The 26,348-nt window shown below is 62.0% G+C and carries 19 protein-coding genes, 1 tRNA gene and 4 pseudogenes; 15 read left to right on the top strand and 9 right to left on the bottom strand.

The window, feature by feature from the left end; all coding sequences use genetic code 11:
* The first annotated feature begins 149 nt into the window (after positions 1-149).
* Together rfbC and ASD00_RS07395 are read left to right on the top strand one after the other, a co-directional pair.
* Entirely contained in the window at positions 150-683 is a 534-nt protein-coding gene (gene rfbC / locus ASD00_RS07400; RefSeq protein ID WP_025428062.1) for a dTDP-4-dehydrorhamnose 3,5-epimerase, read from the top strand.
* An 89-nt stretch (positions 684-772) separates the two neighbouring features.
* Positions 773-2,485, top strand: coding sequence for an adenylate/guanylate cyclase domain-containing protein (locus tag ASD00_RS07395; RefSeq protein WP_038577375.1), 1,713 nt, complete (start codon positions 773-775; stop codon positions 2,483-2,485).
* A gap of 33 nt (positions 2,486-2,518) precedes the next feature.
* On the opposite strand, the gene ASD00_RS07390 is transcribed toward ASD00_RS07395, so the two are convergent.
* Positions 2,519-3,262: an SDR family oxidoreductase gene (locus tag ASD00_RS07390; RefSeq protein ID WP_025428061.1), complete on the bottom strand. Its 744-nt coding sequence runs from the start codon at positions 3,260-3,262 to the stop codon at positions 2,519-2,521.
* 98 nt (positions 3,263-3,360) lie between these two features.
* Between ASD00_RS07390 and ASD00_RS07385 the strand changes: the two genes are divergently transcribed.
* Positions 3,361-4,266 carry an AraC family transcriptional regulator gene (locus tag ASD00_RS07385; RefSeq protein ID WP_025428060.1) on the top strand — a complete coding sequence of 302 codons (906 nt, stop codon included), beginning with the start codon at positions 3,361-3,363 and terminating at the stop codon, positions 4,264-4,266.
* Between the two features lie 111 nt (positions 4,267-4,377).
* Here ASD00_RS07385 and ASD00_RS41525 read toward each other — a convergent pair.
* Positions 4,378-4,599: pseudogene (locus ASD00_RS41525) on the bottom strand (hypothetical protein); the annotation flags it as partial.
* Positions 4,600-4,999: 400 nt separating this feature from the next.
* Between ASD00_RS41525 and ASD00_RS07375 the strand changes: the two are divergent.
* Entirely contained in the window at positions 5,000-6,451 is a 1,452-nt protein-coding gene (locus ASD00_RS07375) for a DUF1254 domain-containing protein (RefSeq protein WP_025428058.1), read from the top strand.
* Between the two features lie 379 nt (positions 6,452-6,830).
* Entirely contained in the window at positions 6,831-7,349 is a 519-nt protein-coding gene (locus ASD00_RS07370; RefSeq protein WP_081788909.1) for a GNAT family N-acetyltransferase, read from the top strand.
* 290 nt (positions 7,350-7,639) lie between these two features.
* Here ASD00_RS07370 and ASD00_RS07365 read toward each other — a convergent pair.
* The 4 genes from ASD00_RS07365 to xylF all read right to left on the bottom strand — a co-directional run bounded on the left by ASD00_RS07365 (position 7,640) and on the right by xylF (position 11,615).
* Positions 7,640-7,716 (bottom strand) — tRNA-Arg (locus ASD00_RS07365).
* A gap of 394 nt (positions 7,717-8,110) precedes the next feature.
* Positions 8,111-8,896: an ATP-binding cassette domain-containing protein gene (locus tag ASD00_RS07355; RefSeq protein ID WP_025428054.1), complete on the bottom strand. Its 786-nt coding sequence runs from the start codon at positions 8,894-8,896 to the stop codon at positions 8,111-8,113.
* Between the two features lie 15 nt (positions 8,897-8,911).
* Entirely contained in the window at positions 8,912-10,237 is a 1,326-nt protein-coding gene (locus tag ASD00_RS07350; RefSeq protein ID WP_025428053.1) for a sugar ABC transporter permease, read from the bottom strand.
* Between the two features lie 340 nt (positions 10,238-10,577).
* On the bottom strand, positions 10,578-11,615 hold the full coding sequence (xylF, locus tag ASD00_RS07345; protein ID WP_025428052.1) for a D-xylose ABC transporter substrate-binding protein: 1,038 nt from the start codon (positions 11,613-11,615) through the stop codon (positions 10,578-10,580).
* A gap of 576 nt (positions 11,616-12,191) precedes the next feature.
* On the opposite strand from xylF, the gene ASD00_RS07340 reads away from it, so the two are divergent.
* Together ASD00_RS07340 and ASD00_RS07335 are read left to right on the top strand one after the other, a co-directional pair.
* Complete coding sequence (locus tag ASD00_RS07340) at positions 12,192-13,412, top strand: ROK family transcriptional regulator (RefSeq protein WP_057206137.1); 1,221 nt, start codon at positions 12,192-12,194, stop codon at positions 13,410-13,412.
* A gap of 132 nt (positions 13,413-13,544) precedes the next feature.
* Positions 13,545-15,911, top strand: a complete 2,367-nt coding sequence (locus ASD00_RS07335; RefSeq protein ID WP_057205792.1) for an EAL domain-containing protein — start codon at positions 13,545-13,547, stop codon at positions 15,909-15,911.
* A 96-nt stretch (positions 15,912-16,007) separates the two neighbouring features.
* Here ASD00_RS07335 and iolG read toward each other — a convergent pair whose 3' ends face one another.
* Positions 16,008-17,000: an inositol 2-dehydrogenase gene (gene iolG, locus ASD00_RS07330; protein WP_025428049.1), complete on the bottom strand. Its 993-nt coding sequence runs from the start codon at positions 16,998-17,000 to the stop codon at positions 16,008-16,010.
* Positions 17,001-17,044: 44 nt separating this feature from the next.
* On the opposite strand from iolG, the gene ASD00_RS42450 reads away from it, so the two are divergent.
* Complete coding sequence (locus ASD00_RS42450) at positions 17,045-17,611, top strand: hypothetical protein (RefSeq protein ID WP_309141689.1); 567 nt, start codon at positions 17,045-17,047, stop codon at positions 17,609-17,611.
* 7 nt (positions 17,612-17,618) lie between these two features.
* On the opposite strand, the gene ASD00_RS07320 is transcribed toward ASD00_RS42450, so the two are convergent.
* Both ASD00_RS07320 and ASD00_RS07315 read right to left on the bottom strand, forming a co-directional pair.
* Positions 17,619-18,059, bottom strand: coding sequence for a hypothetical protein (locus ASD00_RS07320; protein ID WP_025428047.1), 441 nt, complete (start codon positions 18,057-18,059; stop codon positions 17,619-17,621).
* 95 nt (positions 18,060-18,154) lie between these two features.
* Positions 18,155-19,135 (bottom strand): LysR family transcriptional regulator, encoded by a 981-nt coding sequence (locus ASD00_RS07315; RefSeq protein ID WP_025428046.1) that lies wholly within the window; start codon positions 19,133-19,135, stop codon positions 18,155-18,157.
* A 280-nt stretch (positions 19,136-19,415) separates the two neighbouring features.
* Here ASD00_RS07315 and chvE point away from each other — a divergent pair, with 280 nt between their 5' ends.
* From chvE to ASD00_RS41510, 7 genes and pseudogenes are all read left to right on the top strand, one after another.
* Positions 19,416-20,483 (top strand): multiple monosaccharide ABC transporter substrate-binding protein, encoded by a 1,068-nt coding sequence (chvE, locus tag ASD00_RS07310; RefSeq protein ID WP_057205790.1) that lies wholly within the window; start codon positions 19,416-19,418, stop codon positions 20,481-20,483.
* 99 nt (positions 20,484-20,582) lie between these two features.
* Entirely contained in the window at positions 20,583-22,118 is a 1,536-nt protein-coding gene (gene mmsA, locus ASD00_RS07305) for a multiple monosaccharide ABC transporter ATP-binding protein (RefSeq protein ID WP_025428044.1), read from the top strand.
* On the top strand, positions 22,118-23,326 hold the full coding sequence (gene mmsB / locus ASD00_RS07300; protein ID WP_025428043.1) for a multiple monosaccharide ABC transporter permease: 1,209 nt from the start codon (positions 22,118-22,120) through the stop codon (positions 23,324-23,326). Before mmsA ends, mmsB begins: the two co-directional genes overlap by 1 nt.
* Positions 23,327-23,497: 171 nt before the next feature.
* Entirely contained in the window at positions 23,498-24,493 is a 996-nt protein-coding gene (gene araD1, locus ASD00_RS07295) for an AraD1 family protein (protein ID WP_025428042.1), read from the top strand.
* Between the two features lie 75 nt (positions 24,494-24,568).
* Positions 24,569-25,200, top strand: a pseudogene (locus tag ASD00_RS41520) (aldehyde dehydrogenase family protein); the annotation flags it as partial.
* A 1-nt stretch (position 25,201) separates the two neighbouring features.
* Positions 25,202-25,893: pseudogene (locus tag ASD00_RS41515) on the top strand (aldehyde dehydrogenase family protein); the annotation flags it as partial.
* A 1-nt stretch (position 25,894) separates the two neighbouring features.
* Positions 25,895-26,289, top strand: a pseudogene (locus tag ASD00_RS41510) (aldehyde dehydrogenase family protein); the annotation flags it as partial.
* Positions 26,290-26,348: the final 59 nt, after the last annotated feature.

The following is a 26,348-nucleotide window of genomic DNA, read 5'->3' as shown; positions in this document are numbered from 1 at the left end:
GCACCAGTCGCACCCTGCAGGGTCACACTACGCTTGTCCGTGCTTGCATTTCCGCGCGTCTTATGTCCTGAGAATTTGTTGGCCGTCAATATCTGCGGGCTGGAACACGACCCTTGTTCTGCCCACCGACCCGTTCCACGAGAAAGCCGATGTCGCGTTTCAATCGTATCGCCACACCTATCCCCGATCTTTTGGTCATCGAGCGTCAGCGCTTTGGCGACGAGCGCGGGTTCCTCTCGCGCTTCTTTTGCCGCGAAGAGCTTGCCGATTTCGGCGCCGATGGCACGATCGCCCAGATCAACCACACGATGACGCACCTCAAGGGCACGATCCGTGGGATGCATTTTCAGCGTGCGCCGCATGACGAGGCCAAGTTCGTGTCCTGTCTCGCCGGCTCCGTCTTCGATGTCGCCGTCGATCTGCGCCCGGGTTCGCCCACCTACCTGCAATGGCACGGCGAGGTTCTGAGCGCAGAGAACGCGCGATCGATGATGATCCCCGGTGGATTTGCGCATGGATTTCAGACGCTCTGCGAAGACTGCGAACTGATCTACCTGCATGACAAACCCTATGCGCCGGAGGCGGAGGGCGGGCTCAATGCGTTCGATCCGAAGCTGGCGATCGGCTGGCCGTTGCCTGTCGCCCAGATGTCGGCGCGCGACCAGGCATTCACCTATATATGAAGCGATTGCTAAAATAGCGTCTGCTGCCTGATCCCTTGCATTGTGCTATCCTCTCGCGCTGGCGGCCGAGTGTCGGCGAGGCGATGGAGATGCAGCGCAAGCTGGTTGCGATCATGGTGGCGGATTTCGTCGGGTCGACCGCGGCGATGGAATCCCATGAGGAAGAAGCCGTCGAATGCGTCTCTGCGTGCCTGAAGGCCGTGGGCGACACGGTCGCGCGCCATGATGGCCGGGTCTTCAACACCGCCGGCGATGCCGTGCTTGCGGAGTTCACGAGCCCGGTCAACGCCCTTCGCGCAGCCATGGAGGCGCGCAGCTCGCTTGCGGCCATCCCCGATGCCACGCCCAACCACATGCGCTTCGGGTTGCATCTTGCCGATGTGCTTGCCGTCGGCGACGACCTCAGGGGCAACGGTGTCAATCTCGCCGCCAGGCTGCAATCGAGTGCTGCCGCCGGCGAAATCGAAGTTTCCCAAGCTCTGTACGAGCAGGTGCGGCGGGTCTCGCCCTGCGCCTTCGAAGAGATCGGCGAGCGTCGCTTCAAGGGTGTCAGCGAGCCGATGCGTGTCTATCGGGTCGGGACGACGATCGACAGGCATCGGTTTCTCTCGGCGCCGACGCGCGAGGCGCCGCCGGCCGCGATGCGGCCCAATTCGGTGATCGTCACGCCCTTCGTCGCCTTCGCTGCCGGTCAAGACGACCAGTCCTTCCTGACGGAGGGGCTGACCGACGACCTCACGCTGGAGCTCGGCCGGCTGAAGAGCCTGTTCGTCAGCTCGCGGTCGGCCTCCGTGGTCCTTGCCATCCGTGATCCCGTCGAGGTGGGGAGGGCACTGGGGGTGCGCTATGTCGTTTCGGGCTCCGTGCGCAAACTGGGTAGCCTCGTGCGGCTCAACGTGTCGCTGTGCGAGACGACCCACGGGCATCTGGTCTGGTCCGACCGGATCGAGCGGCCGTTCGAGGAGCTGCTTGCCATCATCGACGAGGTGACCGCCCGCATCGCCGCAACAGTGGCAGGACGGATAGAGCAGGCGGAGCTGGTCGCCGCGCGGCTGAAGCGGCCGGACAACATGTCGGCCTACGAGTACTACCTGCTTGGCCTCGACCACCATCGCCTGATCGGTGTCGCCGATCGGCATATCGGCGAAGCCATGCACTGGTTCGAGCGCTCGATGGATGCGGATCCAACCTTCGGACGGCCGGTCGCCATGCATGTGTGCGCCTGGAGCAACCTGCCCGATTTCGACCTTTCGGCCGGCGAGCAGCAGGTCGCACACGCGCTCGATCTCGATCCTACCGACCCGGACTCCCATCGCATCATGGGTGCGATCAAGTGCATGGAAGGCGACTTCGCGGCATCGCGGCATCATCACGAGCGGGCGATAGACCTGGCGCCCAACGATGCCTACATCGCGGGCCGTTGTGCGGCTTTCTACACCTATGCGAACGAGGCGGAGCGGGCGCTCGAGCTGCTCGACCGGGCGGAGATGCTGGACCCGTTTCTACCGGTGTGGATTGTAGAGGAGCGCGTCGCCTCGCTCTATGTGCTCGGCCGGCATGACGAGCTTTTTGCCGTGGCGCGGGCGCTTCCCTATCAGACCCGGCGCACGCTGATCTATCGTATCGCCGCGCGGATGGCGCGCGGCGATATTGACCGGGCGCGCCAGTTGGTGGCGCAGATCCAGGCGCTCGATCCAAAACTGACGGCCGGCTATATCCGCACCCAGGAGTTCTTTAGGGATCGGACGATCACCGAAGCGCTTGTCGATCGCGTGCATGCCGCGGGCTTGCCATTGGCCTGATGGCGCTGTCGGCGGATGACGCCGCCCTCGGTTTCAGCTCGCGCGCGCCAAAGCCACGGCGTCGGCCCCCGCCGGGAAATGCAGCTGTTCCGACGTATCATTTGCAGCGCGCCATACCGCGTCCGCCACATCGCTCTCCGTGGTAATCAGGGCCGGGTTTGCAAAAGCGGCAAAGATCGGCTGCGCGAAGGCCGCATAGGTTTCAGGGATCAGATCTTCGATGCGCACGCCGACATTTTGCGAAAACCGCGTGCTCGGAGCGTAGCCGGGCTCGACCAGTTTGGCGCGCACGCCGAAGGCGCGAAGCTCGTGGGTAAGCGACCCGGTAAACCCCTCGATTGCCGTCTTGCTGGCGGTATAGGCGGCGGCAAGAGGCATGGCGGCGAGCGTCACGCTTGATGTCACATTGACCACGACGCCGGACCGCCTGCGGCGCAATTGCGGGATCACCGCCTGTGTCATTGCCATGACGCCGAACGTGTTGGTCTCGAAGATCTTCCGCACATGAGCCATCGGCGTTGCCTCGAAAGCCCCGACCACGCCGATACCGGCATTGTTGACGAGCGCATCAATCGGACCGCTTACCTCCAGTGCCACCGAAATGCTGTCGGGGTCGGTGACGTCAAGCTGCACGATACGCATGCGCTCCGACCGGGGCAGGATATCCTCGCGCGGCGTGCGCATGGTCGCGACCACGTTCCAGCCGTTGGCGTGAAAGAGGCGGGCGGTTTCGAGGCCGTAGCCGGACGAGCAGCCAGTGATCAATACGGTTTTCATGACAATTTCCTTGTTCGGTTCAGATGGTGTCATGATACCGAGCGAAAACCGGACGATATATAATTGAAAGTCCGTATTTGATTTGCGATAGTCCGGAAATGATCGATCCACTCTCGGAAATCATCACGCTGCTGCGACCCCGCGCAGTGTTTACGAAAAGCATCAGCGGTGCCGGCCGCTGGGGCGTGCGTTATTCCGATTTCGGTCATCCCGGCTTCTGCACCGTTCTCGAAGGTGCCTGCCGTCTGGCGGTCGACGGTCAGGACGTGCTGGCGCTTGAGGCGGGCGATTTCGTCCTGCTGCCGACAACGCCGGGCTTCACCATGTCGGGCTTCGAGCCGGTTACCCCTGAATTCATCGACCCGAAGGCAACACCTGATCCGGGCGACGAGGTTCGCCACGGCGACCTCGATGGACCGCCAAGCGTGCGGCTGCTCGGCGGCTACTTCGTCTTTGCAACGGAGGATGCGGGATTGCTGGTGTCGCTGCTGCCGGCGCAGGTGCATGTGCGCGGCGCCGAGCGACTTTCGATCCTGGTTCGGCTGTTGACAGAAGAAGCCGCCGAACAGCGCGCCGGTCGCGATCTGGTACTGGCGCGCCTGGTCGAAGTGCTGCTCATCGAGGCGCTGCGGCTGACCCAGCGGCCGGACGCTCCGCCGGGATTGTTGCGCGGGCTCGCCGATCAACGGCTGGCGGAAGCGATCAGGGTGATGCACGGCAACCCGGCGCGCTCCTGGACAGTGGCCGAGCTTGCGAAGGCGGCCGGGCTCTCTCGTTCGGCGTTCTTCGAAAGGTTCACGCGCAATGTTGGCCTGGCGCCGATGGAATACCTGCTCGCCTGGCGCATGGCGATGGCAAAGGACCTGCTGCGCAGCCACAACGCCGAAATCGCCGATGTCGCCGAACGGGTCGGCTACGGCTCGGCCAGCACCTTCAGCACCGCCTTCAGCCGGCACGTTGGACAGGCGCCGGGACGGTATGCGCGGGCGGGTGCAGAGGGGTAGTCGCTCGGCGCCAGCCGATATGCTGTGCCAATCTCCCGATGCGTATCGATAGATTTGTTCTGCCCTTGAGTGTTTTGGCTCGCTATAGCCTTGGGTGTCGTGCAGCGCGGCTCAGTGTCGGAGTAATCGGGACGGCAGAAGGGATTTGGTTTCCAACGTTACTTGGAAATCAACTCGTTGCGCGCTTCCTGGTGTCCTGCTGACCATGGCCACGATGATCTCAAAGAGTTCGTCTTGCGCCTGCTGAGCGGTGATTTCTGCTGTCGCTGCGGCATGGGACAAGGCGTCGGCGGCGCCCAGCATCGCCCAGAAGCTGGACTGCATGATACCTCTAGGCTGAAAGCGTCGGATGCCCGGTGCTTTCTCCCGCGCAGAAAGAAGATCTCGTAGAACTTTCCCACGGCGAACGCTCTGTTTTAACACCGCCATGACGCGACAGGGCAAGCCCTTTAAGGCGCAGGCGACACACATCGCGCTAACACGATGAGGGGGCTCTTTCGCGCATTCCTGAAAACGTACACGCTAACCAGTGGTCGCTGAGCCAAAGTACGCTCCACCCTCAGTCGTCCAGAGCATTCATGATACTCCGGCCCCGCAGGACGATGGGCCGCCAAGGAGGGGGCGAACGCCGTAAGTTACCGTAACGTACTTGCTACTACGGAGCTTTGCGAAAAGGCTGCCTCGGGCGGGCATCACCCACGTGAGCCGTTAAATAAAGCAACGGGAGAACACCATGAACAGGCACGTGATCGGTCTGTCCCTAGGACTAGTTTTAGGGCAGTCAGCGATGGCTCAGGCCGCGCAGCCCGCTCTTACCGAGGCAGAGGCGCACTCTATTGCCGTGGACGCCTATGTGTATTTCTACCCGCTGTTGTCCATGGACATCAGCCGAAAGACATTCACCAACGTCGAACCCGGCAAGGAATTCGGGAAGGGTCCGATGAACGTCTTCACCAACGTTCCCGAGTATCCTCCGGCGGATTTCAAGGGTGTGGTCCGCCCAAACTTCGACACGCTGTATTCCTCCGCGTGGCTCGACATGACGAAGGAGCCCGTAGTCATCAGTGCTCCGGATACCGACGGACGCTATTACCTGCTTCCGATGCTGGACATGTGGACGGATGTTTTTGCGTCGCCGGGTTGGCGGACCACGGGCACAACCGCAGGGACATTCCTTGTCACGCCGCCGGGCTGGAGACCCGACTTGCGCGACAAGTTCATTGAGGAGTTCAAGCTCCCCGAGAACACCCAGCGAATTGAAGCGCCGACGACGCATGTCTGGGTTATCGGTCGGACAAAGACCGACGGCCCGGCTGACTACGATGCCGTACACAAGATCCAAGCGGGGTACAAGGTTACGCTCCTATCGGACTGGGGCAAGTCAGCGAAGCCGGTTGAGGTTAAAATCGATCCCAGCGTCGACATGAAGACACCGCCAAAGATCCAGGTCGATACGATGGACGCTGGCAAGTATTTCGCATATGCCGCCGAACTGCTCAAGGTCGAGCCGCCCCACCTGACCGATCAACCGATCCTCGCGGAGATGAAGAAGATCGGCATCGAACCCGGCAAGAGCTTTGACATGAGCAAGCTCGATCCGACCGTACAGAAAGCCTTGGAGAGCGCGCCGCAAGTCGCCCAGAGACTGATGGAATGGAAGCTGGCGACGTTGGCGAGGGTAGAGAACGGCTGGTCGATGAATACCGATACGATGGGAGTATACGGCAACTACTATTTGAAGCGGGCCATTGTTGCGCAGCAAGGCCTTGGCGCGAATCTGCCGGAAGATGCCATCTACCCTCTCAATCTCGCCGACGAGTCAGGGCAGCCGCTCGATGGCGCGAATAAATACACGATAGCGTTCGAAAAGAATGCCATGCCGCCCGTCAACGCTTTCTGGTCGATCACGCTGTACGACGCAGCCGGATTTCAGGTTGGCAACAGCCTCGAACGTTTCGCACTCAGTAGCTGGATGCCGTTCAAAGACAACGCAGATGGCTCGCTTGATCTCTACATTCAAAACGAGTCCCCCGGTCCGGATAAGGAGGCCAACTGGCTGCCTACACCGAAGGGAGCGTTCACTCTGACGATGCGCATGTACGCTCCGAAATCCGAAGCGCTGATCGGAAAATGGAATCCGCCGCCCGTCAGGAAGGTGCAGCTTCCGGCCCTGGCTACTCAGTGAGTTTTCGAACAGCAAACCTCGGCTGGGAGACAACTCGGGCTTGAGATGTGTTTTGCCAGTGGCCGTGTGAACGGCTACTGGCAAAAACCTAGTTTGTGGCAATCCGCAACTCTTCAACCAACAGCTCGAATTTTCGGCGGTCTTCGTCTGACAACCGAAAAGCGCTGGCAGATAGTCAGCAAGACCTTTTTCGACTACAGTTGATTATAGCGTGAGCACAATCCACGAAGTTCGATGGAGCCACTGGGCAGGAAAATTTCCAAATGCCAGCGGGCGATTGCTTGAGCCCGACTCGATCCCGGCCTCCTTTTCGGCGTCCATGGAACTCGGGAAGGAGCGCCCGCTTTGCCGATGCAAAATTTGTGAGTGGGGCACAGAGGTGGAACAGAACTCGGAGATCGGCCCAGCCGGGCCTGACGACTTCCCTGCCATTCGAGCCTTGTGCAACAGCTTCATCGACTGGTGCCGGTCACGCTACGGCGAAAACGCTTGGTTCGTCGACCGCTATTACACACCAGAAGAATGGGCCGCGCTCCTGGACAGCCTGCCGAGGATCCACTCGGCTCCACATGGCGAGATCCTTGTTGCCCGCCTGAACGGAAAGGTGGTCGGTTGTGTTATGATGCAGCGGATCGATGAACACACATGCGAGATGAAGCGCATGTTCATCAGCCCCGAGGGCCGAGGCTTAGGGCTGGGCCGCCGTCTCGCCGAAAACATCGTGCGCGTGGCTGCTGAGCGGGGCTACGCGACCATGCGGCTGGATACCGGCCGCAACCACGATGAGGCGCTGAGCCTCTACCGCTCTCTCGGATTCCAGGAGATCGCGCCTTATTACGACGCACCTCCTGAACTGTGCAACCATCTCATCTTCATGGAAGCCCCTCTGGCGGGATAGCTTCTTGGCACGCCATGGCCGCAGATACCGCGTTTGTATCAACTCGGCGACAACACGAGGACAAATGGCAGCGGCTGGCGGTAACGAGCGGGCTCGCAGAGGATCGTCTTCTTGAGGGGGTGAGGATGCTCAAGGCGCGCGAGCCACGTCAGCCTGTCACGGACATACTGGCTGGGCAGTTCATGACGTCTTCGGCGGAAATACGGCCCTGGGCAACTGATAGAAGGAAAACGTCCGGTCGGCGGCGGGCGCGGACCTAGCACCATCATTGTTCTGGAATGGTGGAAAGATGGCGCACCCGACAGGATTCGAACCTGTGACCTTTGGAATCGGAATCCAACACTCTATCCAGCTGAGCTACGGGTGCATCCGTTTGCAGCAAGGCCGCCGAAGCGGACTGTGAGCGGTTCATAGCTTAGCTTGCGCGTCGCTTCAATGGTGAAATGACGGAGTTCGCAGGGGAATTTGCGAGCGGCTCACAAATTGATGCGGAAGCCAGCCGATGGTCGAGCTTTGGAATGGGCCTGATGTGGCTGCCGGGCGGGGCGGGACAAGCTGTGCCCTTTGTGTCAGGCATGGCGGTGCGGGTGAGGGGAAAGGTCGGGCATGCAGAATGGATCAGTGGGGATGTCGAGGTGGTCTGCACCGGAGTCGAACATGACTCGTAAAGCGAGCTGAAGCCCTTGAAGCTTGCTACTCGGTTCCGCTTAAACCGATGAAACACATGGCCCGGCGATTGCCGGGCCATGTGGCGTCGTTGGTTAGGCGGTCTGCATGGCGCCGGGGCCGGGGATCGCCTTGGGCGGGACCTTGCCCATGATGATCATGCCGAGCACCTCGTCCTTGGTCACATCCTCTGTGCGGGCCTGGCCGACGACCTGGCCGTTCTTCATCACCGAGACGCGGTCGGCGAGGTCGAAGACGTCGTGGATGTCGTGGCTGATCAGGAAGATGCCGATGCCTTCGCGCTTCAGCTGCTTGATCAGCTCGCCGACCTGGGCGGTTTCCTGGGGCCCGAGGGCTGCCGTCGGTTCGTCCATGATCAGGATGCGGGCGTCGAACAGGATCGCGCGGGCGATCGCCACCGACTGCCGCTGGCCGCCCGAAAGCGCCTTCACCGGTTCCTTGAAGCGCTGGAAGTTGGGGTTGAGACGCCCCATGACTTCGCGGGCCTTGGCCTCCATCGCCACGTCGTCGAGCGTGCCCCAGGGGGTGCGCAGCTCGCGGCCGAGATAGAGGTTGGCGGCCGCATCGACGTTATCGGCGACGGCAAGCGTCTGATAGATCGTCTCAATGCCGTATTTCTTGGCGTCGCGCGGGTTGCTGATGTCGGCGGCTTCGCCATTGATCAGGATCTCGCCGCCGTCGCGCTTGTAGGCCCCCGACAGGATCTTGATCAGCGTCGACTTGCCGGCGCCGTTGTGGCCGAGAAGCGCCACGACCTCGCCGGGGTAGAGGTCGACGGAAGCGTTGTCGACCGCATGGATGCCGCCGAAGGAGATGGAAATGTTCTTCATTTCCACGAGCGGAGTGCGTTGGTCTTTCATTGGTCGGACTCCTTCTTACTTGGCACGGGCGCGGTAGATCGTGTCGAGCCAGACGGCGACGACAAGAACCACGCCGACGACGATGCGCTGGAACGGCGAGTCGATCCCCAAGAGCACCATGCCCGACTGCAGCGATTGCATGACGAGTGCGCCGATCATCGCGCCGGCGATCGTGCCGACGCCGCCGGCAAGCGACGTGCCGCCGATGACCGCGGCTGCGATCGTGTAGAGCTCGTCGAGCTCGCCTTGCGCGTTAGTTGCGGCGTTGAGGCGGGCCGTCGAGATCGCCGCGGCGATGGCGCAGAGCACGCCCATCAGCATGAAGATCTTGACGGTGACCCAGCGGGTCTTGATCCCCGCCAGTTCGGCTGCCTCAGGATTGCCCCCGAGCGCAAAGACATAGCGGCCGAAGCGCAGGCGAGTGGCGATGAATGTCATGACGATGCCGACGGCGATGGCGACCAGCACGGGGATGGCGATACCGTGCGAGATGAGCAAGCCGCCGTCCGGCCAGGCGATGCCGTTGGCGTCGGCATATTTGCGAGCAATGTTGACCGGCCAGTAATAGTGGTTGGCGATCGCCACCGCGCCCATCACCAGGATGCAGCCGAGGATGCCGAGGAAATATTCGGCCCAGACCGGGCGCAGCGGAAAGCCGAAGCGCTTGCGCTGCTTGCGCGAGTTGAGGATGGCCCCGACGATGGCGATACAGGCGATGATGCCGACAATCCAGCTGGCTGTCGCCCCGATGGACCCCTCGGTGCCACCGCCCATCAGGCGGAAGGTGGAATTCATCGGTGCAACAGTCTGGCCGCTGGTGACGAACCAGGTGGCACCGCGCCAGACGAGCAGGCCGCCGAGCGTGACGATGAAGGCCGGCACGTTGAGGAAGGCGATGATCGAGCCCTGGAGCGCGCCGATCGCGGCGCCGACGGCGATGCCGCAGGCAAGCGTGATGATCCAGATGGCGGGATGCTCGAGCCCGAGATATTGCGGCAGGACCTTGACCTGCATGACCGCCATGATCATGCCGCAGAAGCCAAGCACGGAGCCGACCGACAGATCGATGTTGCGGGTGACGATGATCAGTACCATGCCGGTCGCCATCACGGCGACGGACGAGGTTTGAACCGTCAGGTTCCAAAGGTTTCTCGGCGTCAGAAACAGGCCGCCGGTCATGATCTCGAAGCCGAGCCAGATGATGGCCAGCGCGCCGACCATGCCGAGCAAGCGGGTATCGATCTCGGTGGCGCGGAAGAAGCGCTTCACCGGGTTCTCGTCCGCGTTGCGGGCACGGTTGGCCTGGCTCTGTGTCTGATTGCCTTGTGTGATGTCGGCCATGGACGTGCCTTCCCCCCACTTTCTGTTGATGTCACCGCATCCGCCGGCGCCAAAGACCGGAATGGGACGCGACAAGTCTGATGATGAAGACAGTTGTCGAGCGCTTCTCTCGTTCGTGCCAACGCGTGCCTGAAGGTCTTACAGCGCCGCGTGTGAAATATGACGCGCTAAGGACGCTGTAAAACTTCAAGCATGCTTCATGATCCTCTCCTCAGATCGCTTCCGATTTAAGGGATCATGCAGCGGGCATTGTCCGCCCCGGTCACACCTTGCGCAAGCGCCGCAACGGGTTGCGTTGCGGCGCTTGTCGAAGGTTAGAGCTCAACTCTGTCCGGGCGGCTTATTTGCACGCAGCGACGTCGCCCTTGACGCCCTGGCAAGCTTCGTCCTTGGAGATCCAGCCGGCGTCGATGACGACGTTGAGGTTCTCCTTGGTGATCGGAAGCGGTGCGAGGAAGACCGACTGCATGGCGACGCCCTTGGGGCCGCCATTGAAGGCCGTCACGCCGGCGATTTCTTCCATCTTCTTGCCGCTCGCCAGTTCGGCGGCGATTTCGGCTGCGCGCTTGCCGAGTTCACGCGAGTCCTTCCAGACCGAAACGGTCTGGGTGCCGAGGGCGACGCGGTTGAGGGCTGCCTTGTCGGCGTCCTGGCCGGAGACCGGAACGGAGCCGGCGAGGCCCTGGGCATCGAGGGCTGCAATCGCACCGCCAGCGGTGCCGTCGTTGGAAGCGACGACCGCGTCGACCTTGTTGTCGTTTGCGGTCAGGAACTGCTCCATGTTCTTTTGGGCATTTTCCGGCTTCCATCCGTCGGTGTAGGCTTCACCGACGCTCTTGATCTTGCCGGCGTCGACAGCTTCCTTCAGCACTTCCATCTGTCCGGAGAACAGGAAGTCGGCGTTCGGGTCGGCAGACGAGCCCTTGATGAAGACATAGTTGCCTTCCGGCTTGACCTTGAACACTTCGCGAGCCTGCATGCGGCCCACTTCCTTGTTGTCGAAGGTGATGTAGAAGGCGGCCGGATTTTCGATCAGGCGGTCGTAGCCGACAACCGGAATGCCTTCGGCGGCAGCCTTTTCGATGGCCGGGCCGATGGCGTCGCTATCCTGTGCAAGCACGATCAGAGCGTTGGCACCCTGGGCGATCAGCGACTCGACGTCGGTCAGCTGCTTGGCAGCGGAAGACTGGGCGTCAGCGGAAATGTACTTGTCGCCGGATGCCTCAAGTGCTGCCTTGATGGCGGCTTCGTCGGTTTTCCAACGCTCTTCCTGGAAGTTCGACCAGGAAACGCCGACCACCAGATCCTTGGCGATGGCTGCGGAATGCATCGACGCGATGATGGCAGCCCCTGCCATCAGCTTCAAAACGGATTTCATTTCATCCTCCCGAGTGGCGGCCGGCTGAGCGTGCGAACCTCCCGCACCATCCTCGACCAGCCTTGCAACGCTGTCGAAATGCCACCGTAAACATCGTCCGGTTTTATTTTCTCGACAGTCGAGAAAATGAATGTCAGAGAATCCACGGCCTGTCAACACGGCCGACCCGGTTGCGTATGGACTGCCGATGCGCCGGTTTCCTGGGCTCGTCACCGGGGGTGCGGTGAGGGTCCGGGTGAAACGGACGCAGGCGGGAAGGGGATTGTTGTGTCATTTCAACAGTTCCGGCCGCCAAGCTCGGGTCGGGTGCCGCGTGATTTGCCGGCGACCCCGCTCGGTCTTGATCAATGGCCGTGCGTTTCAGCTCTGATGACAGCCTTCTCGCTCAGCGCCGAGCAAGTTCATTGCCACTCATCGCTGCCGGAAAGGGTCTGTGGATTATTTCTCGACAGTCGAGAAAATCAATGGCAGAGATTGACGAGGTGTCGACAAGGCGATCAGTGCCTTGCCTCGCCGTGCAACAGATGCTTTGGGAGGGCATGTGTTCGAAGGACCCGCCACCGGCAAGGACGTATGATGCTGACCAAGTCCAGCACTGAGCTCGTGCGTCAGCAGAACAGTGCGCTGGTCCTTGCCGCGCTCCGGCGCGCCCGCAATCTCTCGCATACCGAAATTTCCGCCGCAACCGGGCTCGCCTCGGCGACGGTGTCGGCGATCACGGCCGAGCTCGAGCGCGCCGGAGTGATCGCCAAGGCGGAACAGCATGTGCAGGGCGGACGAGGGCGCCCGCGCGTCCTGTTCACGCCACGTCGCGACTGCGGTTACATCGTCGTCGTGCGTATCTCTTCGGATGTGGTGCAGTATTCGCTGACCGACTATGGCGGCACGCTGCTCGACCGCTTCGAGGAGGGCCGCAATCACGACCAGCGCGGCACGGACGCGTTTGCGCGCACCTTCGTCGAGGCGCTGGAGCGCCTGCTGCAGCGCTCGCGCCTGACGCGCGACCGCGTGCTGGCCATCTCCATCAGCAGCAAGGGGCTGGTCGACGCCGATACGGACGCGGCACGGCTGCTCTGGTCTCCGGTGTTCGGCAGCGAGCAGCTCGACTTTGCCGCGTTGCTTGCGCCGGAATGGCGAGCGAGGGTGATGCTCAACAATGAGACCCTGCTGGTGGCACAGGCGCTGGCGGCCGAAGCGGAGCGCGCGCCGGACGGCGGATTTCGATCGCTTGCCGCCATCTCGCTCGGCCACAGCATCGGCCTCGGCGTTGCCAGCAAGGGCAGGTTCGGCGAGATCGACGTGACGGCGCCGAATTTCGGCCACATGCTGCATGCGCCATCGGCCGGACTGTGCCGTTGCGGCGCCTATGGCTGCATCGAAGCGGCTGCCGGTTTCTACGGCATTCTGCGGGCCGCCTTCGAAGTGCCGGCCGACACGATCCCGGCGAAATTCGTGCCAATTGCCGAAATGGACAAGATCGCAGCGAGTGCGCGCCAGGGGCATCGCATGGCCGGCTATGCCTTTCGCCAAGCTGGCATCGCGCTCGGCAACGGCGTCTCGCGCATGCTCAGTCTTTACGAGCGTATGCCGATCTACGTTACCGGCCCCGGCACGCGCTACTTCGATCTCTTGCGCGGCGGGTTGGAGGAGGGCGTATCCCAGTCACTCCAGCTCAGGCTTCAGGGCGCGCCCGAGATATCGGTCGTGCTCGACGAACAGCGGCTCGTGTTCGACGGCCATCTCGAGCGTGCTCTGGGCAAGATCGACAGCGAGATTGCTACGGCCGGATCGCACTAAGGAACAGCCGCTTTGGCGAGACGGGCGAGGCAACCATTTTTGGGGTTGTATCAAGGGCGAACAAACCAGCTAATACAATTTACAGTTATTTAGCAACTCCTTGTCAATGTGACATTGACGCGGGAGACGATGATGTTTTCAGTGATTGCATGCATACGCGATGATCACGATTGGCGTCTGGTGCTGGTGGCGGCCGTGGTTTGCCTGGCCGGTTGCGTCGCAACCATGCTGTTGCTGCTGCGTGCCCAGCGAAGCGAAGCCAGTCAGCGCGGTCTTTGGACCGCCGTCAGTGGTTTTGCCTGCGGCATCGGCGTCTGGTCCACTCATTTCATTGCCATGCTCGCCTATGATGGCGGGATGACGGTTTCCTATGGCGCCTGGGGGACGACGCTTTCGATCGTTCTCGCGATCGCGGCCGCCTGGGTTGCTTTCACGGTCGGGCTTGGCGCTCGCTCGCACTACGCCCTTGCATCTAGCGGTGTCATCCTGGGCGGCGGCATTGCCGCCATGCACTTTACCGGCATGCAGGCGCTCGAGATGCCGGGACACATTGTCTACGATGCAAGGTTCACGGTTTTCGGCATCGTCGCCGGCACCCTGCTGGCGATGGCAGCGCTGCATGCGTTTCATGTGCTGCGCAACGCCCGCAGGCTTGTCGTCTCGACGCTGCTGCTCGTCGTTGCCATCTGCGTCCTGCACTTCACCTCGATGAGTGGCATCACGCTGGTACCGGCGCCGGATATTCCGGCAGCCGATACCATCCATCCGGCCTGGCTTGCCGGCGGGGTCATTGCTGCCTCGACCATGCTGATCATCCTGGCCTTCGGCGCGCTGTTCGTCGATCGGCATCTGACCGACCTGCGCGGGCTTGCCAATGCATCGCTGGAAGGCATGGCCATCGTGCATGAAGGCCGCATCATCGACACCAACGAGCGTTTTGCGCGCCTGACGGGATGGAAGGTTTCGGAGCTCACCGGCCGAGAACCGGCGGAGGTTTTCGCCTTCGGTGAGGAAGGGCTGCAGAGCCATCATCGCGGCGACGGCCCCGGCGAAATCGATCTGATCAATGTGGCCGGCCAGTCCGTGCCGGTCGAGTTCATGTGCCGGACGGTCGAGTATCGCGGCCGCGAATGCGAGGTGATCTTCGTGCGCGACCTCAGCGCGCGCAAGGAAGCCGAGCGCACTATCGAGCATCTGGCCCACCACGATGTGCTGACCGATCTTCCCAATCGTGGTTTCTTCGACCGGCGCCTGGCCCAGGTCATGACGGTGGCGGCGGCGAAGAACGAGCAGCTTGCCATCCTTTGCCTCGACCTCGACCGCTTCAAGGCCGTCAACGACATTTTCGGCCATGGCGAGGGGGACCGCATCCTCATGAAGGTCGCCGACATCCTGCGCAAGGCGGTCGGCGAGGGGGATACCGTCGCCCGGCTGGGCGGCGACGAGTTTGCCATTCTTCAGGTGGGTGGCGAACAGCCCGACGCGGCGCGTCACCTGTCGGACCGCATCCTGACTTATTTTGCCGCCGAGATGGATACGAACCGCGATCCGACCGCCGTCGGCGTCAGCATCGGTGCTGCGATCTACCCTGCTGATGGCGACACGGCTGACCGGCTGCGCAACAATGCCGACACCGCTCTCTACCGCGCCAAACAATCGGGCAAGGGGATCGCCTGCTTCTTCGACACGGAAATGGACGAGACCGTGCGCACGCGACGGCAGATCGAAAACGACCTGCGCCATGCCGTGCTTCGCCGGCAGCTCTTCCTTGAATATCAACCGCTTGTCGATCTGCGCGGCGATCGGATCCTGGGCTACGAGGCGCTCTTGCGCTGGATGCATCCGGAGCGTGGCCTCATCAGCCCCGATGTCTTCATCCCGATCGCCGAGCAAAGCGGTTCGATCATCCAGATCGGCGAATGGGTGCTGGAGCAGGCCTGCAGGGAGGCGGCGAAATGGAACGAGCCTCTACCGGTTTCGGTCAATATCTCGCCGGTGCAGTTCCTGCTTCCCAATCTTTTCGATCAGATCTTTGGTATCCTGCGGCGAACGGGGCTGGAGCCGCGCCGGTTGGAGCTGGAGATCACCGAGGCGGCCCTTCTGCACAATCGCGAAGACGTTCTCGCCACCCTCGGACGACTGAGGATACATGGGGTGCGCATCGTCATGGATGATTTCGGCACCGGGCATTCCTCGCTCAGCAACCTGCAGACGTTCCCGTTCGACAAGCTGAAGATCGATTGCAGCTTCACTGCCGTGATCGACAAGGACCCTTCGGCGCACGCGATCGTCAGGGCGATCATTGCGCTTGGCAACAGCCTCAACCTGCCTGTCGTAACCGAAGGCGTGGAAACGGAGCGGCAAAGGCAGATCCTGGTCGACGAGGGCTGCCTCCAGGTTCAGGGCTTTCTCACTGGCAGGCCCGGCGTTGCCCCGAGCACCGGGCAGGAGGAGCAGTCAGGCGGATGGGAGAATGCGCCATTGCGCGCGGACGGCTGAGGCAATGAACTGAAACACGAAACGGCCGGGCGTGTCGCGCCCGGCCGTTTGTCTTTGCCAAACGGAAACCCGCTTCGCACTTTTCCTCGAAATGCTTTACGCGACGCTGATCTGGCGCTTTTCGATGACCGACTTCACGGCTGCGTCGGCAAGCGCGAGCGCTGCCAGGCCATCCTTGCCCGACGGGGTGATTTCCGTGCCCTTTTCGATCGCGGAGATGAAGCTCTCGATCTCGTTGGCATAGGCTTCGGTGTAGCGGGTCATGAAGAAATCGTGCAGCGGCGGGCGGGTGTAGCCTTCGCCATTGGCGATCTCGATCGACACCGGGCGCTGGTTTTCCGCCGAGACGACACCCTGGGAGCCGTGAACCTCGATGCGCTGGTCGTAGCCGTAGGTGGCGCGGCGCGAGTTGGAGATGATCGCCTGTTTGCCGGAGGCGGTCTGCAGGATGACGGACACACTGTCGTAGTCGCCGGCTTCGCCGATTGCCTTGTCGACGAGGACGGCGGCGGTCGCCGTTACCGATACGGGCTCTTCGCCGAGCAGGAAGCGCGCCATGTCGAAGTCATGGATCGTCATGTCGCGGAAGATTCCGCCCGAGCGCTTGATGTAGTCGACCGGCGGCGCGCCGGGATCGCGCGAGGTGATCGTCACCATCTCGACGTCGCCGATCTTGCCGGCGTCGATTGCCTGCTTGACGGCCATGAAATGCGGGTCGAAGCGGCGGTTGAAGCCGACCATCAGCTTGCCCTTGGTCTCGGCCACCACCTTCATGCAGGCCCGCACGCGATCGACATCGAGATCGATGGGCTTTTCGCAGAAGATCGCCTTGCCGGCGCGGGCGAAACGCTCGATCAGGTCGGCATGGGTATCGGTCGGCGTGCAGATGACAACGGCGTCGATATCGGCCGATTTTTCGATTGCCTCGATGGTGCGGACCTCGCAGCCATAGGCCTTGGCGATGGCATCGGCGGCGGCCGGAAAGGCGTCGGCCACGGCGACGAGCACGGCATCGGGATTGCCGCTGACGGCCTTTGCGTGAACCTTGCCGATGCGTCCGGCGCCCAGAAGACCAAATCTCACTGTCATCTCTGTCTCTCTCGAAATCCGGTCCTCGACCGGGAAGGTGCGTGATGATCGGCGCTCATCGCGCAAAGGCGCCGCGGAGGGGCAATTCCGCGATTGGGTTGCAAGGTGGTTGTCAGCGATGGTGCCCGAGCGGATGCCGCGCGCTTTCCTCTCCCTTGCCCGACCGTTTCTTCCGTGCGGGCGTCCGGCGCCATCTGTTCGGAATGAAATGGTCGAAGAAAACAATTTCGGAATTTTTATTCTATTTTCATGGTGCCCGTCAAGGGCGTGATGCGGTCGCGGGCTTGCGGCGGCCGGTGGATTTCCCCTACAAGACATCCGTTGCCGATCACGAGCGCAAGCACCCAGAGGACAGGATGATCAAACTCATCGACCCGGACCACGCCTTTTACCGTCCCTTGTGGCGGCGGGTTTTGATCTTTTTAGTCTGCGCCGGCTGGGCGGCGCTCGAATTCTATCACGACCAGCCGTTCTTCAGCATCATCGCTCTGGCGATCGCCGCCTATGTCGGGTCCTCTCTGCTGCTGTTTTACAAGCCGACAGACAAGACTGCCGGTGCTGAGGGCTCGGCGTCAAAAGACGAGACGCCCAAGGCTGACAACGACGCGTGAGCGGCGGTCAGGCCGCCTGCAATTGGCGCGACGCCTCGTCGATGAGCATGTTGGCGAGTTTCATCCGGACCGTCGCATTGGCGCGGTAGTCCTGCGGCAGGCGATCGGGATGATTGGCGGCGGCGAAGCTTCGCCGCTTGGCAGCGAGCGTCGTCAATGTCTCCCCTTCACCAAGGTCAAGTTCCTCGGCGACTTCGGCAAGGCTGATGCGGTTGAGAAATTCCGGCATCGGCTCTATCGGCGGCGGCTCGACGAAGGACGCATCGAAATAGGCTCGCTCGACGGCGCTGCGCGCAGCAGACGCGCTGTCGGCGCCGCCGGCGACGAACGTGGTTGCGAACAGAGGCGTGCGCGACGTCGCGAAAACCTCCGCATTGGCGGTCTCTTCCTCGTCTTCTTCCGTCTTCAGCCGCTCGAGCACGGACTGAAACACCGACATTCCGAACATGCAGCCTCCGCTATCCCGGCGCAAAATGCCGGATGGAGATTATCCCAGGCTGATCAACTTGATCATGCCCAGGCTGATCAACCAATGCTGGCTGATCATGCTCGTCCCTGTTTGAGAATGAGGTCGTAGAGCAGCTTGGCGCTCGGCGGCAGCGCGCGTCCCTCGGCGGTGATCAACCCATAGGGCTTGATGCGGATCGGGATCTCGGTTTTGAGGATGCGGATCTCGCCGGCCGGCGTGCCGTTGTCGGCGATCAGGTTGGCGACATCGAGCGCCACCGGCGCAATCGCATTGGTGTTGCGCACGATCGACAGCGTCAGGATGATCGACGAGGTGTTGATGACGGTCGCCGGTAGGCGCACACCCGCGGACATGAAGCTGTCTTCGACGGCGCGGCGCAGCAGCGTTCCCGGCGGCTGGAACACCCAGTCGTAGGCGGGCAGATCTTCGGCGCCGGCAATGGGCTTGTCGAGCAGCGGATGGCCGTCGCGCACGATCAGGCAGACCTCCTCGTAGCCGATCTCGACCATGTTGAAGAGCCGCGGGCTGAGATCGTCTGGGATGCGTCCGACGACGAAGTCGTGGCGGGCGGCGAGCAGCTCGCGCGTCAGCACATTGCTGTTTTCGATCTGGATGTTGATCTCGATGCCGGGATAGGCGGTGATGACCTGGCGGATTGCCGGAACGGCGAGGTTGAGCGCCGGCCCGGTCACCGAGCCGATCGACACCGAGCCGCCGCTGCCGGTCTTCAGTTCGCTGATCTCGCGCGAGGCCTCCCGCAGTTCCAGAAAGATCGTGCGCGCCCGCCGCGCCAACGCCTGGCCGTAGCGGGTCAGTTCTACGCCGCGTGCCACTCGCTCGCAGATCGGCGCCTTCAGGATCGTCTCGATCTCCGCCAGCATGCGCGAGGCGGCGGGCTGGGAGATGCCGAGCGTCTCGGCGGCCGCACTGATGCGACGATGATCGTCGATCGCCAGGATCAGCCGGAGGTGATTGATCTTCAGCCCTGAGCGAAAGAGCCCGCTGTCGAACTGTTCGGCGGCAATCCCTGTCGTGCCGGGCTTTCCTTCTTTCATCATCGTGGGCAATCCAGTTTTCAGGATGTTTCAAAAATCACACTGTTTTCGAGTAGTATATCAATATTGGTATGGTAGCAAAGCGATATTGTATTTGACAGTTATGGCTTTTGATTCCAGTTTTTCCCCATGTGCCAGTGCATGTGGGAGCATGCGGGCGGGGAGGACTTCCTTCACCTGGATCCACCGCCGGAGACGCGATCTCCGGGCCGGTGGATCGCTGCGCATAGGACGGGGAGGCTGCGGGCCTGCCGGCTTCAACACTTTTGGGAGAGACCAGATGAAATTGATTACTTCGCTTCTCGCAGCGGCCGCGATCTCCGTCGCGTCGTTTGCTGCGCCCGCCTTCGCACAGGACAAAGGCACGGTTGGCATTTCCATGCCGACGAAGACCTCGACCCGCTGGATCTCCGATGGCGAGACCATGGAGAAGCTGTTCAAGGAAGCCGGTTACACGCCGGACCTGCAGTTTGCCGACGATGATATTCCGAACCAGCTCGCCCAGATCGAAAACATGGTGACCAAGGGTGCCAAGGTTCTCGTCATCGGCGCCATCGACGGCACGACGCTTTCCGACATCCTGCAGAAGGCCCATGACGCCGGCGTCAAGGTCATCGCTTACGACCGTCTGATCCGCGATTCGGGCAATGTCGACTACTACGCCACCTTCGACAACTTCCAGGTCGGCGTGCAGCAGGCAACGTCGCTGGTGCAGGGCCTGAAGCTCGACGGCGCGACCGAGCCGAAGAACGTCGAACTCTTCGGCGGTTCGCCTGACGATAACAACGCCTTCTTCTTCTACGACGGTGCGATGTCGGTCCTGCAGCCGCTGATCGACAGCAACAAGATCGTCGTCAAGTCCGGCCAGAAGGGCATGGACCAGGTCGGCACGCTGCGCTGGGATGGTGCCGTTGCCCAGGCCCGCATGGAAAACCTGCTGTCCTCCAACTACACCGATGCCAAGGTCGATGGCGTTCTGTCGCCCTACGACGGCCTGTCCATCGGCATCATCTCGGCGCTGAAGGGCGTCGGCTATGGTTCCGGCGACATGGCGATGCCTGCCGTTACCGGTCAGGACGCCGAACTGCCTTCGGTCAAGTCGATCCTTGCCGGCGAACAGTATTCGTCGATCTTCAAGGACACGCGCGAACTCGCCAAGGTCACGGTCGGCCTGGTCAATGCGATCATGGAAGGCAAGGAGCCGGAAGTGAACGACACCAAGACCTATGACAACGGCGTCAAGGTCGTTCCGTCCTACCTGCTGAAGCCGGTCGCGGTCGACAAGTCCAACATCAAGGATGTGCTGGTCTCCTCCGGTTACTACACCGAAGATCAGATCAACAACTGATAGGATGACGCACCTGAGGGTCCGCGATCCATCGCGGACCCTTTTATCCCGGTGAGGGAGCCTGTACTCTCTTGCCGACTGCCGCTGGAATGACTGAACATGGACAATATCATTCTCGAAATGCGTGGCATCACCAAGACGTTTCCGGGCGTCAAGGCGCTGGACAATGTCAGCTTCAAGGTTCGCGAAGGTGAGATCCACGCTCTGGTCGGTGAAAACGGTGCCGGCAAATCGACGCTGATGAAGGTACTGAGCGGCGTCTATCCCGCCGGCACCTATGACGGCGAGATCTACTACGACGGCGAGCCTCGCCGCTTCTCGACCATCTCTGACAGCGAACATCTCGGCATCATCATCATCCACCAGGAACTGGCGCTGGTTCCGCTGCTGTCGATCGCCGAAAACATCTTTCTCGGCAACGAGATCGCCACCAATGGGGTGATCCATTGGCCGCAGACCTTTGCCCGCACGCAGGAACTTCTGAAAAAGGTGGGCCTGAGCGAGCCGCCCGCCACGCTGATCACTGACATCGGCGTCGGCAAGCAGCAGCTGGTCGAGATCGCCAAGGCGCTGTCGAAGAAGGTGCGGCTGCTGATCCTCGACGAACCGACCGCCTCGCTCAACGAAAACGATTCTGACGCGCTCTTGAAGCTCTTGATGGAGTTTCGCGCGCAGGGCATGACTTCGATCATCATTTCGCACAAGCTGAACGAGATCCGCAAGGTCGCCGACCAGATCACCATCCTGCGCGACGGCGGAACCGTTGAAACGCTCGACTGTCAGACCGAGGATATCGGCGAAGACCGGATCATCAAGGGCATGGTCGGTCGTGCGATGGAAGATCGTTACCCGCCGCGCGAGCCCAAGATCGGCGAGACGCTCTTGGAAGTGAAGAACTGGAACGTCTTCCACCAGCATCACCGCGACCGGCAGTTCCTGCACGACGTCAATTTTACCGTGCGCGCCGGCGAAGTCGTCGGCATCGCCGGCCTGATGGGGGCGGGGCGAACCGAAACGGCGATGAGCATCTTCGGCAAGTCCTGGGGGCACAAGATCACCGGCGACGTCCTGATGCGCGGCAAGCCGGTCGACGTCAGCACCATCCCCCGCGCCATCGACGCTGGTCTCGCCTATGTCACCGAAGACCGCAAGCAACTGGGTCTCGTGCTGATCAACAACATCAAGGAGAACACCACGCTCTCCAACCTGAAGGCGGTGGCGTCCAACGGCGTCATCGACGATCGCAAGGAGGTCAAGGTCGCCTCCGACTATCGTTCGAAGCTGCGCATCCGCTCGCACTCGATCTATCAGGAAACGGTCAATCTTTCCGGCGGCAATCAGCAGAAGGTGGTGCTGTCGAAGTGGCTGTTCACCAATCCGGAAGTCCTCATCCTCGACGAGCCGACACGCGGTATCGATATCGGCGCGAAGTATGAGATCTACACCATCATCAACCAGCTTGCAGCCGAGGGCAAAGGCATCGTGATGATTTCATCGGAGATGCCGGAACTGCTTGGAACCTGCGACCGCATCTACGTCATGAACGAGGGCCGCATCGTCGCCGAGCTTTCAAAGGCCGAAGCGAGCCAGGAATCCATCATGCGTGCCATCATGCGTTCAGGGGAGAAACACTAATGGTCGCCGATACGAGCACCCAACCGAACAAACCCTCGATCGGGGACTATCTCAAGAACAACATCCGCGAATACGGCCTCCTGGTCGCGCTCGTGGTCATCATGCTGTTCTTCCAGTTCGTCACCAACGGCGTGCTGTTCCGCCCGGTCAACATCACCAACCTGGTGCTGCAGAACTCGTTCATCGTCATCATGGCGCTGGGCATGCTGCTGATCATCGTCGCCGGACACATCGACCTTTCGGTCGGCTCGATCGTCGCCTTCATCGGGGCGATATCGGCGATCATGCTGGTCAAGTGGGGCCTGCCGGCCTTCGTCGTCATTCCTGCCTGTCTTGTTGTCGGCGGCATCATGGGGGCGGCGCAGGGTTACTGGGTCGCCTATCAGAAGATCCCGTCCTTCATCGTCACGCTTGCCGGCATGCTGGTCTTCCGCGGGCTCACCTACGTGGTGCTCGGCGGCCGGCCGATCGGTCCGTTCCCGAAGGAGTTTCAGCTGCTTTCGACAGGCTTCGTTCCGGATTTCCTCTACTTCCTCAATCCGAGGCCCGACCTCATCCAGAACATGGTGGCGCTGGTGGCGGTGCTGGCACTCGTCGGCTACGCCATCTATGCGGGCGTGCGCAATCGCCGGGTCAACGAGCAGCACGGTAGCGAAAACGAGCCCTTCGTCTTCTTCGCCATCCAGATGGCGGTCATCGCCGTCGTTGCGCTGTTCATCGGCTATCAGCTTTCGACCTATCGCGGCCTGCCCAACGTGCTGATTGCCATGGGCGTGCTGATCGCGCTCTATACCTTCGTCACCACGCGCTCGACGATCGGCCGTCGCATCTATGCCATGGGCGGCAACGTCAAGGCGGCGAAGCTCTCCGGCATCAACACCGAGCGGCTGACGTTCTACACCTTCATCAACATGGGTGTTCTGGCCGCACTTGCCGGCATGATCATCACCGCCCGCCTCAACTCGGCAACGCCGAAGGCCGGCCAAGGCTTTGAACTCGACGTGATTGCGGCCTGCTTCATCGGCGGCGCCTCAGCGTCCGGCGGCGTCGGCAAGATCATCGGCGCGGTGATCGGGGCCTTCATCATGGGCGTGATGAACAATGGCATGTCGATCATGGGCATCGGCATCGACTACCAGCAGCTGATCAAGGGTCTGGTGCTGCTCGCTGCCGTCTTCTTCGACGTCTACAACAAGAACAAGGGCTGACCAGCGACCGAACGGCCCGGATCGAACCAGTACCATTGAACGGGCAGCTCCGGCTGCCGGGAGTGACAGCCCGGACTGTCAGGATTGGGTGGCGAGAGCCACCCGAGGGGCCGCGGTTTGCCTGAGATCAGGCGCGAGCAAGGCCCGAACGATGCAAGGAAGGACAGGATCGTGCTGATTTCTCAGATCAGGAACGAAGACGGATCGACAACGGTCGCGGTACGCGCGCCGGGCGAGGTTGCCCGCGCAGTCAACGGCGCGGCGAGCGTCTATGCACTGGCGATGGACGCGGCCAATGCCGGGCGTAGCCTCAAGGACACGATCGAGGCAAAGGGTCTTGGTGCTGCCGTCGATCTCGAAAAGGCCTATGCCGAAGGCCGTCTTCTGCCGCCGATCACCCACCCCGACCCCGCGCACCTGCATCTGACCGGAACGGGGCTGACGCATCTTGGTTCAGCCGCGACCCGCGACGCCATGCACAAAAAGACGACCGAGGCGGCGGAGGAGACGCTGACCGACTCGATGAAGATGTTCCGCATGGGCCTTGAAGGCGGCAAGCCGCAACCGGGCGAAACCGGCGTGCAGCCGGAATGGTTCTACAAGGGTAACGGCACCTCCGCCGTCGCGCCCGGTTCGGCGCTCGTCTCTCCGGCCTTTGCCGAAGACGGTGGGGAGGAGCCGGAGATGGCCGGCATCTACGTGATCTCTGACAAGGGCATGCCGTTCCGTATCGGCTTTGCCGTCGCCAACGAGTTTTCCGATCACAAGACCGAGCGGGTCAACTATCTCTGGCTCGCGCATTCGAAGCTGCGCCAGGCGAGCTTCGGGCCGGAAATCCGCGTCGGCGCAGCACCCGACGATATCAGAGGCACCTCGCGTATCCTGCGGAGCGGCAAGGTTCTGTGGGAAAAGCCGTTCCTATCGGGCGAAGCCAACATGTCGCACAGCTTTGCCAACCTCGAGCATCACCATTTCAAATATGGCCTGTTCCGCCAGCCGGGGGACATCCACGTCCACATGTTCGGCACGGCGACGCTCTCCTTCGGCGATGGTATCCGCACGGAAGAGGGGGATGTCTTCGAGATCGAGGCTGCCGAATTCGGCCTTCCCTTGCGCAATCCGCTCGCAATCGCCGCCGCCGAACCGGTCGCCATACATCAGCTCTGACATATGCGGTATGCCAGTGGCAGGCCGCGACAGGCGCGGTTGCCCGCGAAAAGTAGATGAAGGAGGCTGAGGCCCATGACATTGCACCAAAACCTGATTGCCGGCGAATGGGTTGGCGGTGATGGCGTTGCCAATATCAATCCGTCCGACACCAACGACGTGATCGGGGAATATGCCCGCGCCTCGGCCGACGATGCGAAGGCGGCGATTGCCGCGGCCAAGGCCGCCTTTCCGGCCTGGTCACGCTCCGGCATCCTCGAGCGTCATGCTATCCTTCGAAAGACCGCAGACGAGATCCTGGCGCGCAAGGACGAGCTCGGGCGACTGTTGTCGCGCGAAGAGGGCAAGACGCTGGCGGAAGGCATCGGCGAGACCGTGCGCGCCGGCCAGATCTTTGACTTCTTTGCCGGTGAGGCGCTGCGGCTGTTGTCGCGCGAAGAGGGCAAGACGCTGGCGGAAGGCATCGGCGAGACCGTGCGCGCCGGCCAGATCTTTGACTTCTTTGCCGGTGAGGCGCTGCGATTGGCTGGCGAGGTCATCCCCTCGGTGCGCCCTGATATCGGCGTCGAGATCACCCGCGAGCCGGTCGGCGTCGTCGGCATCATCACGCCATGGAATTTCCCGATCGCCATTCCCGCCTGGAAGATCGCGCCGGCGCTCTGCTATGGCAACACCATCGTCTTCAAGCCGGCCGAACTGGTGCCCGGNCCATGGAATTTCCCGATCGCCATTCCCGCCTGGAAGATCGCGCCGGCGCTCTGCTATGGCAACACCATCGTCTTCAAGCCGGCCGAACTGGTGCCCGGCTGCTCCTGGGCGATCGTCGACATTCTCCATCGTGCCGGCCTGCCGAAGGGCGTGTTGAACCTGGTGATGGGCAAGGGCTCGGTCGTCGGCCAGACGATGCTCGACAGCCCCGACRTCCAGGCGATCACCTTTACCGGCTCGACCGGCACCGGCAAACGCGTGGCACTGGCCTCGGTCGARCACAATCGCAARTACCAGCTGGAGATGGGCGGCAAGAACCCGTTCGTGGTGCTCGATGACGCCGATCTTGGCGTTGCCGTCGAAGCCGCCGTCAATTCCGCCTTYTTCTCCACCGGCCAGCGTTGCACCGCSTCGTCGCGGGTGATCGTGACCGAAGGCATTCACGACCGGTTCGTGGCGGCGATGGGCGAGCGCATGAAGGGGCTCACCATCGACGAYGCGCTSAAGGCCGGCACCCATATCGGYCCGGTGGTCGACCAGAGCCAGCTCAACCAGGACACCGACTACATCGCCATCGGCAAACAGGAAGGCGCSAAACTCGCCTTCGGCGGCGAGCTTCTGAAGCGCGACACGCCCGGCTTCTACCTGCAGCCGGCGCTGTTTACCGAGGCAACCAACCAGATGCGCATCTCNAAACTCGCCTTCGGCGGCGAGCTTCTGAAGCGCGACACGCCCGGCTTCTACCTGCAGCCGGCGCTGTTTACCGAGGCAACCAACCAGATGCGCATCTCGCGTGAAGAAATCTTCGGACCGGTCGCTTCGGTGATCCGGGTGAAGGATTATGACGAGGCGCTTGCCGTCGCCAACGACACGCCGTTCGGGCTGTCGTCGGGCATTGCCACCACCAGCCTGAAACATGCGACGCATTTCAAGCGCAATGCCGAGGCCGGCATGGTGATGGTCAACCTGCCGACCGCCGGCGTCGATTTCCACGTGCCCTTCGGTGGCCGCAAGGGCTCCTCCCATGGCTCGCGCGAGCAGGGTCGCTACGCCGCCGAATTCTACACAACCGTCAAGACCGCATACACNCACGTGCCCTTCGGTGGCCGCAAGGGCTCCTCCCATGGCTCGCGCGAGCAGGGTCGCT

The sequence above is a fragment of the Ensifer sp. Root31 genome (assembly GCF_001424825.1).
GTDB lineage: Bacteria > Pseudomonadota > Alphaproteobacteria > Rhizobiales > Rhizobiaceae > Ensifer > Ensifer canadensis.
The sequence above is the reverse complement of the archived record's forward strand: the minus strand, read 5'-3'. Positions and strand labels throughout refer to the sequence as shown.

Bases quoted from the DNA above. Each gene is read 5' to 3' on its own strand.
- rfbC (WP_025428062.1), top strand. From the start codon at position 150: ATGTCGCGTTTCAATCGTATCGCCACACCTATCCCCGATCTTTTGGTC.
- ASD00_RS07395 (WP_038577375.1), top strand. From the start codon at position 773: ATGCAGCGCAAGCTGGTTGCGATCATGGTGGCGGATTTCGTCGGGTCG.
- ASD00_RS07390 (WP_025428061.1), bottom strand. From the start codon at position 3,262: ATGAAAACCGTATTGATCACTGGCTGCTCGTCCGGCTACGGCCTCGAA.
- ASD00_RS07385 (WP_025428060.1), top strand. From the start codon at position 3,361: ATGATCGATCCACTCTCGGAAATCATCACGCTGCTGCGACCCCGCGCA.
- ASD00_RS07375 (WP_025428058.1), top strand. From the start codon at position 5,000: ATGAACAGGCACGTGATCGGTCTGTCCCTAGGACTAGTTTTAGGGCAG.
- ASD00_RS07355 (WP_025428054.1), bottom strand. From the start codon at position 8,896: ATGAAAGACCAACGCACTCCGCTCGTGGAAATGAAGAACATTTCCATC.
- ASD00_RS07350 (WP_025428053.1), bottom strand. From the start codon at position 10,237: ATGGCCGACATCACACAAGGCAATCAGACACAGAGCCAGGCCAACCGT.
- xylF (WP_025428052.1), bottom strand. From the start codon at position 11,615: ATGAAATCCGTTTTGAAGCTGATGGCAGGGGCTGCCATCATCGCGTCG.
- ASD00_RS07340 (WP_057206137.1), top strand. From the start codon at position 12,192: ATGCTGACCAAGTCCAGCACTGAGCTCGTGCGTCAGCAGAACAGTGCG.
- ASD00_RS07335 (WP_057205792.1), top strand. From the start codon at position 13,545: ATGTTTTCAGTGATTGCATGCATACGCGATGATCACGATTGGCGTCTG.
- iolG (WP_025428049.1), bottom strand. From the start codon at position 17,000: ATGACAGTGAGATTTGGTCTTCTGGGCGCCGGACGCATCGGCAAGGTT.
- ASD00_RS42450 (WP_309141689.1), top strand. From the start codon at position 17,045: ATGATCGGCGCTCATCGCGCAAAGGCGCCGCGGAGGGGCAATTCCGCG.
- ASD00_RS07320 (WP_025428047.1), bottom strand. From the start codon at position 18,059: ATGTTCGGAATGTCGGTGTTTCAGTCCGTGCTCGAGCGGCTGAAGACG.
- ASD00_RS07315 (WP_025428046.1), bottom strand. From the start codon at position 19,135: ATGAAAGAAGGAAAGCCCGGCACGACAGGGATTGCCGCCGAACAGTTC.
- chvE (WP_057205790.1), top strand. From the start codon at position 19,416: ATGAAATTGATTACTTCGCTTCTCGCAGCGGCCGCGATCTCCGTCGCG.
- mmsA (WP_025428044.1), top strand. From the start codon at position 20,583: ATGGACAATATCATTCTCGAAATGCGTGGCATCACCAAGACGTTTCCG.
- mmsB (WP_025428043.1), top strand. From the start codon at position 22,118: ATGGTCGCCGATACGAGCACCCAACCGAACAAACCCTCGATCGGGGAC.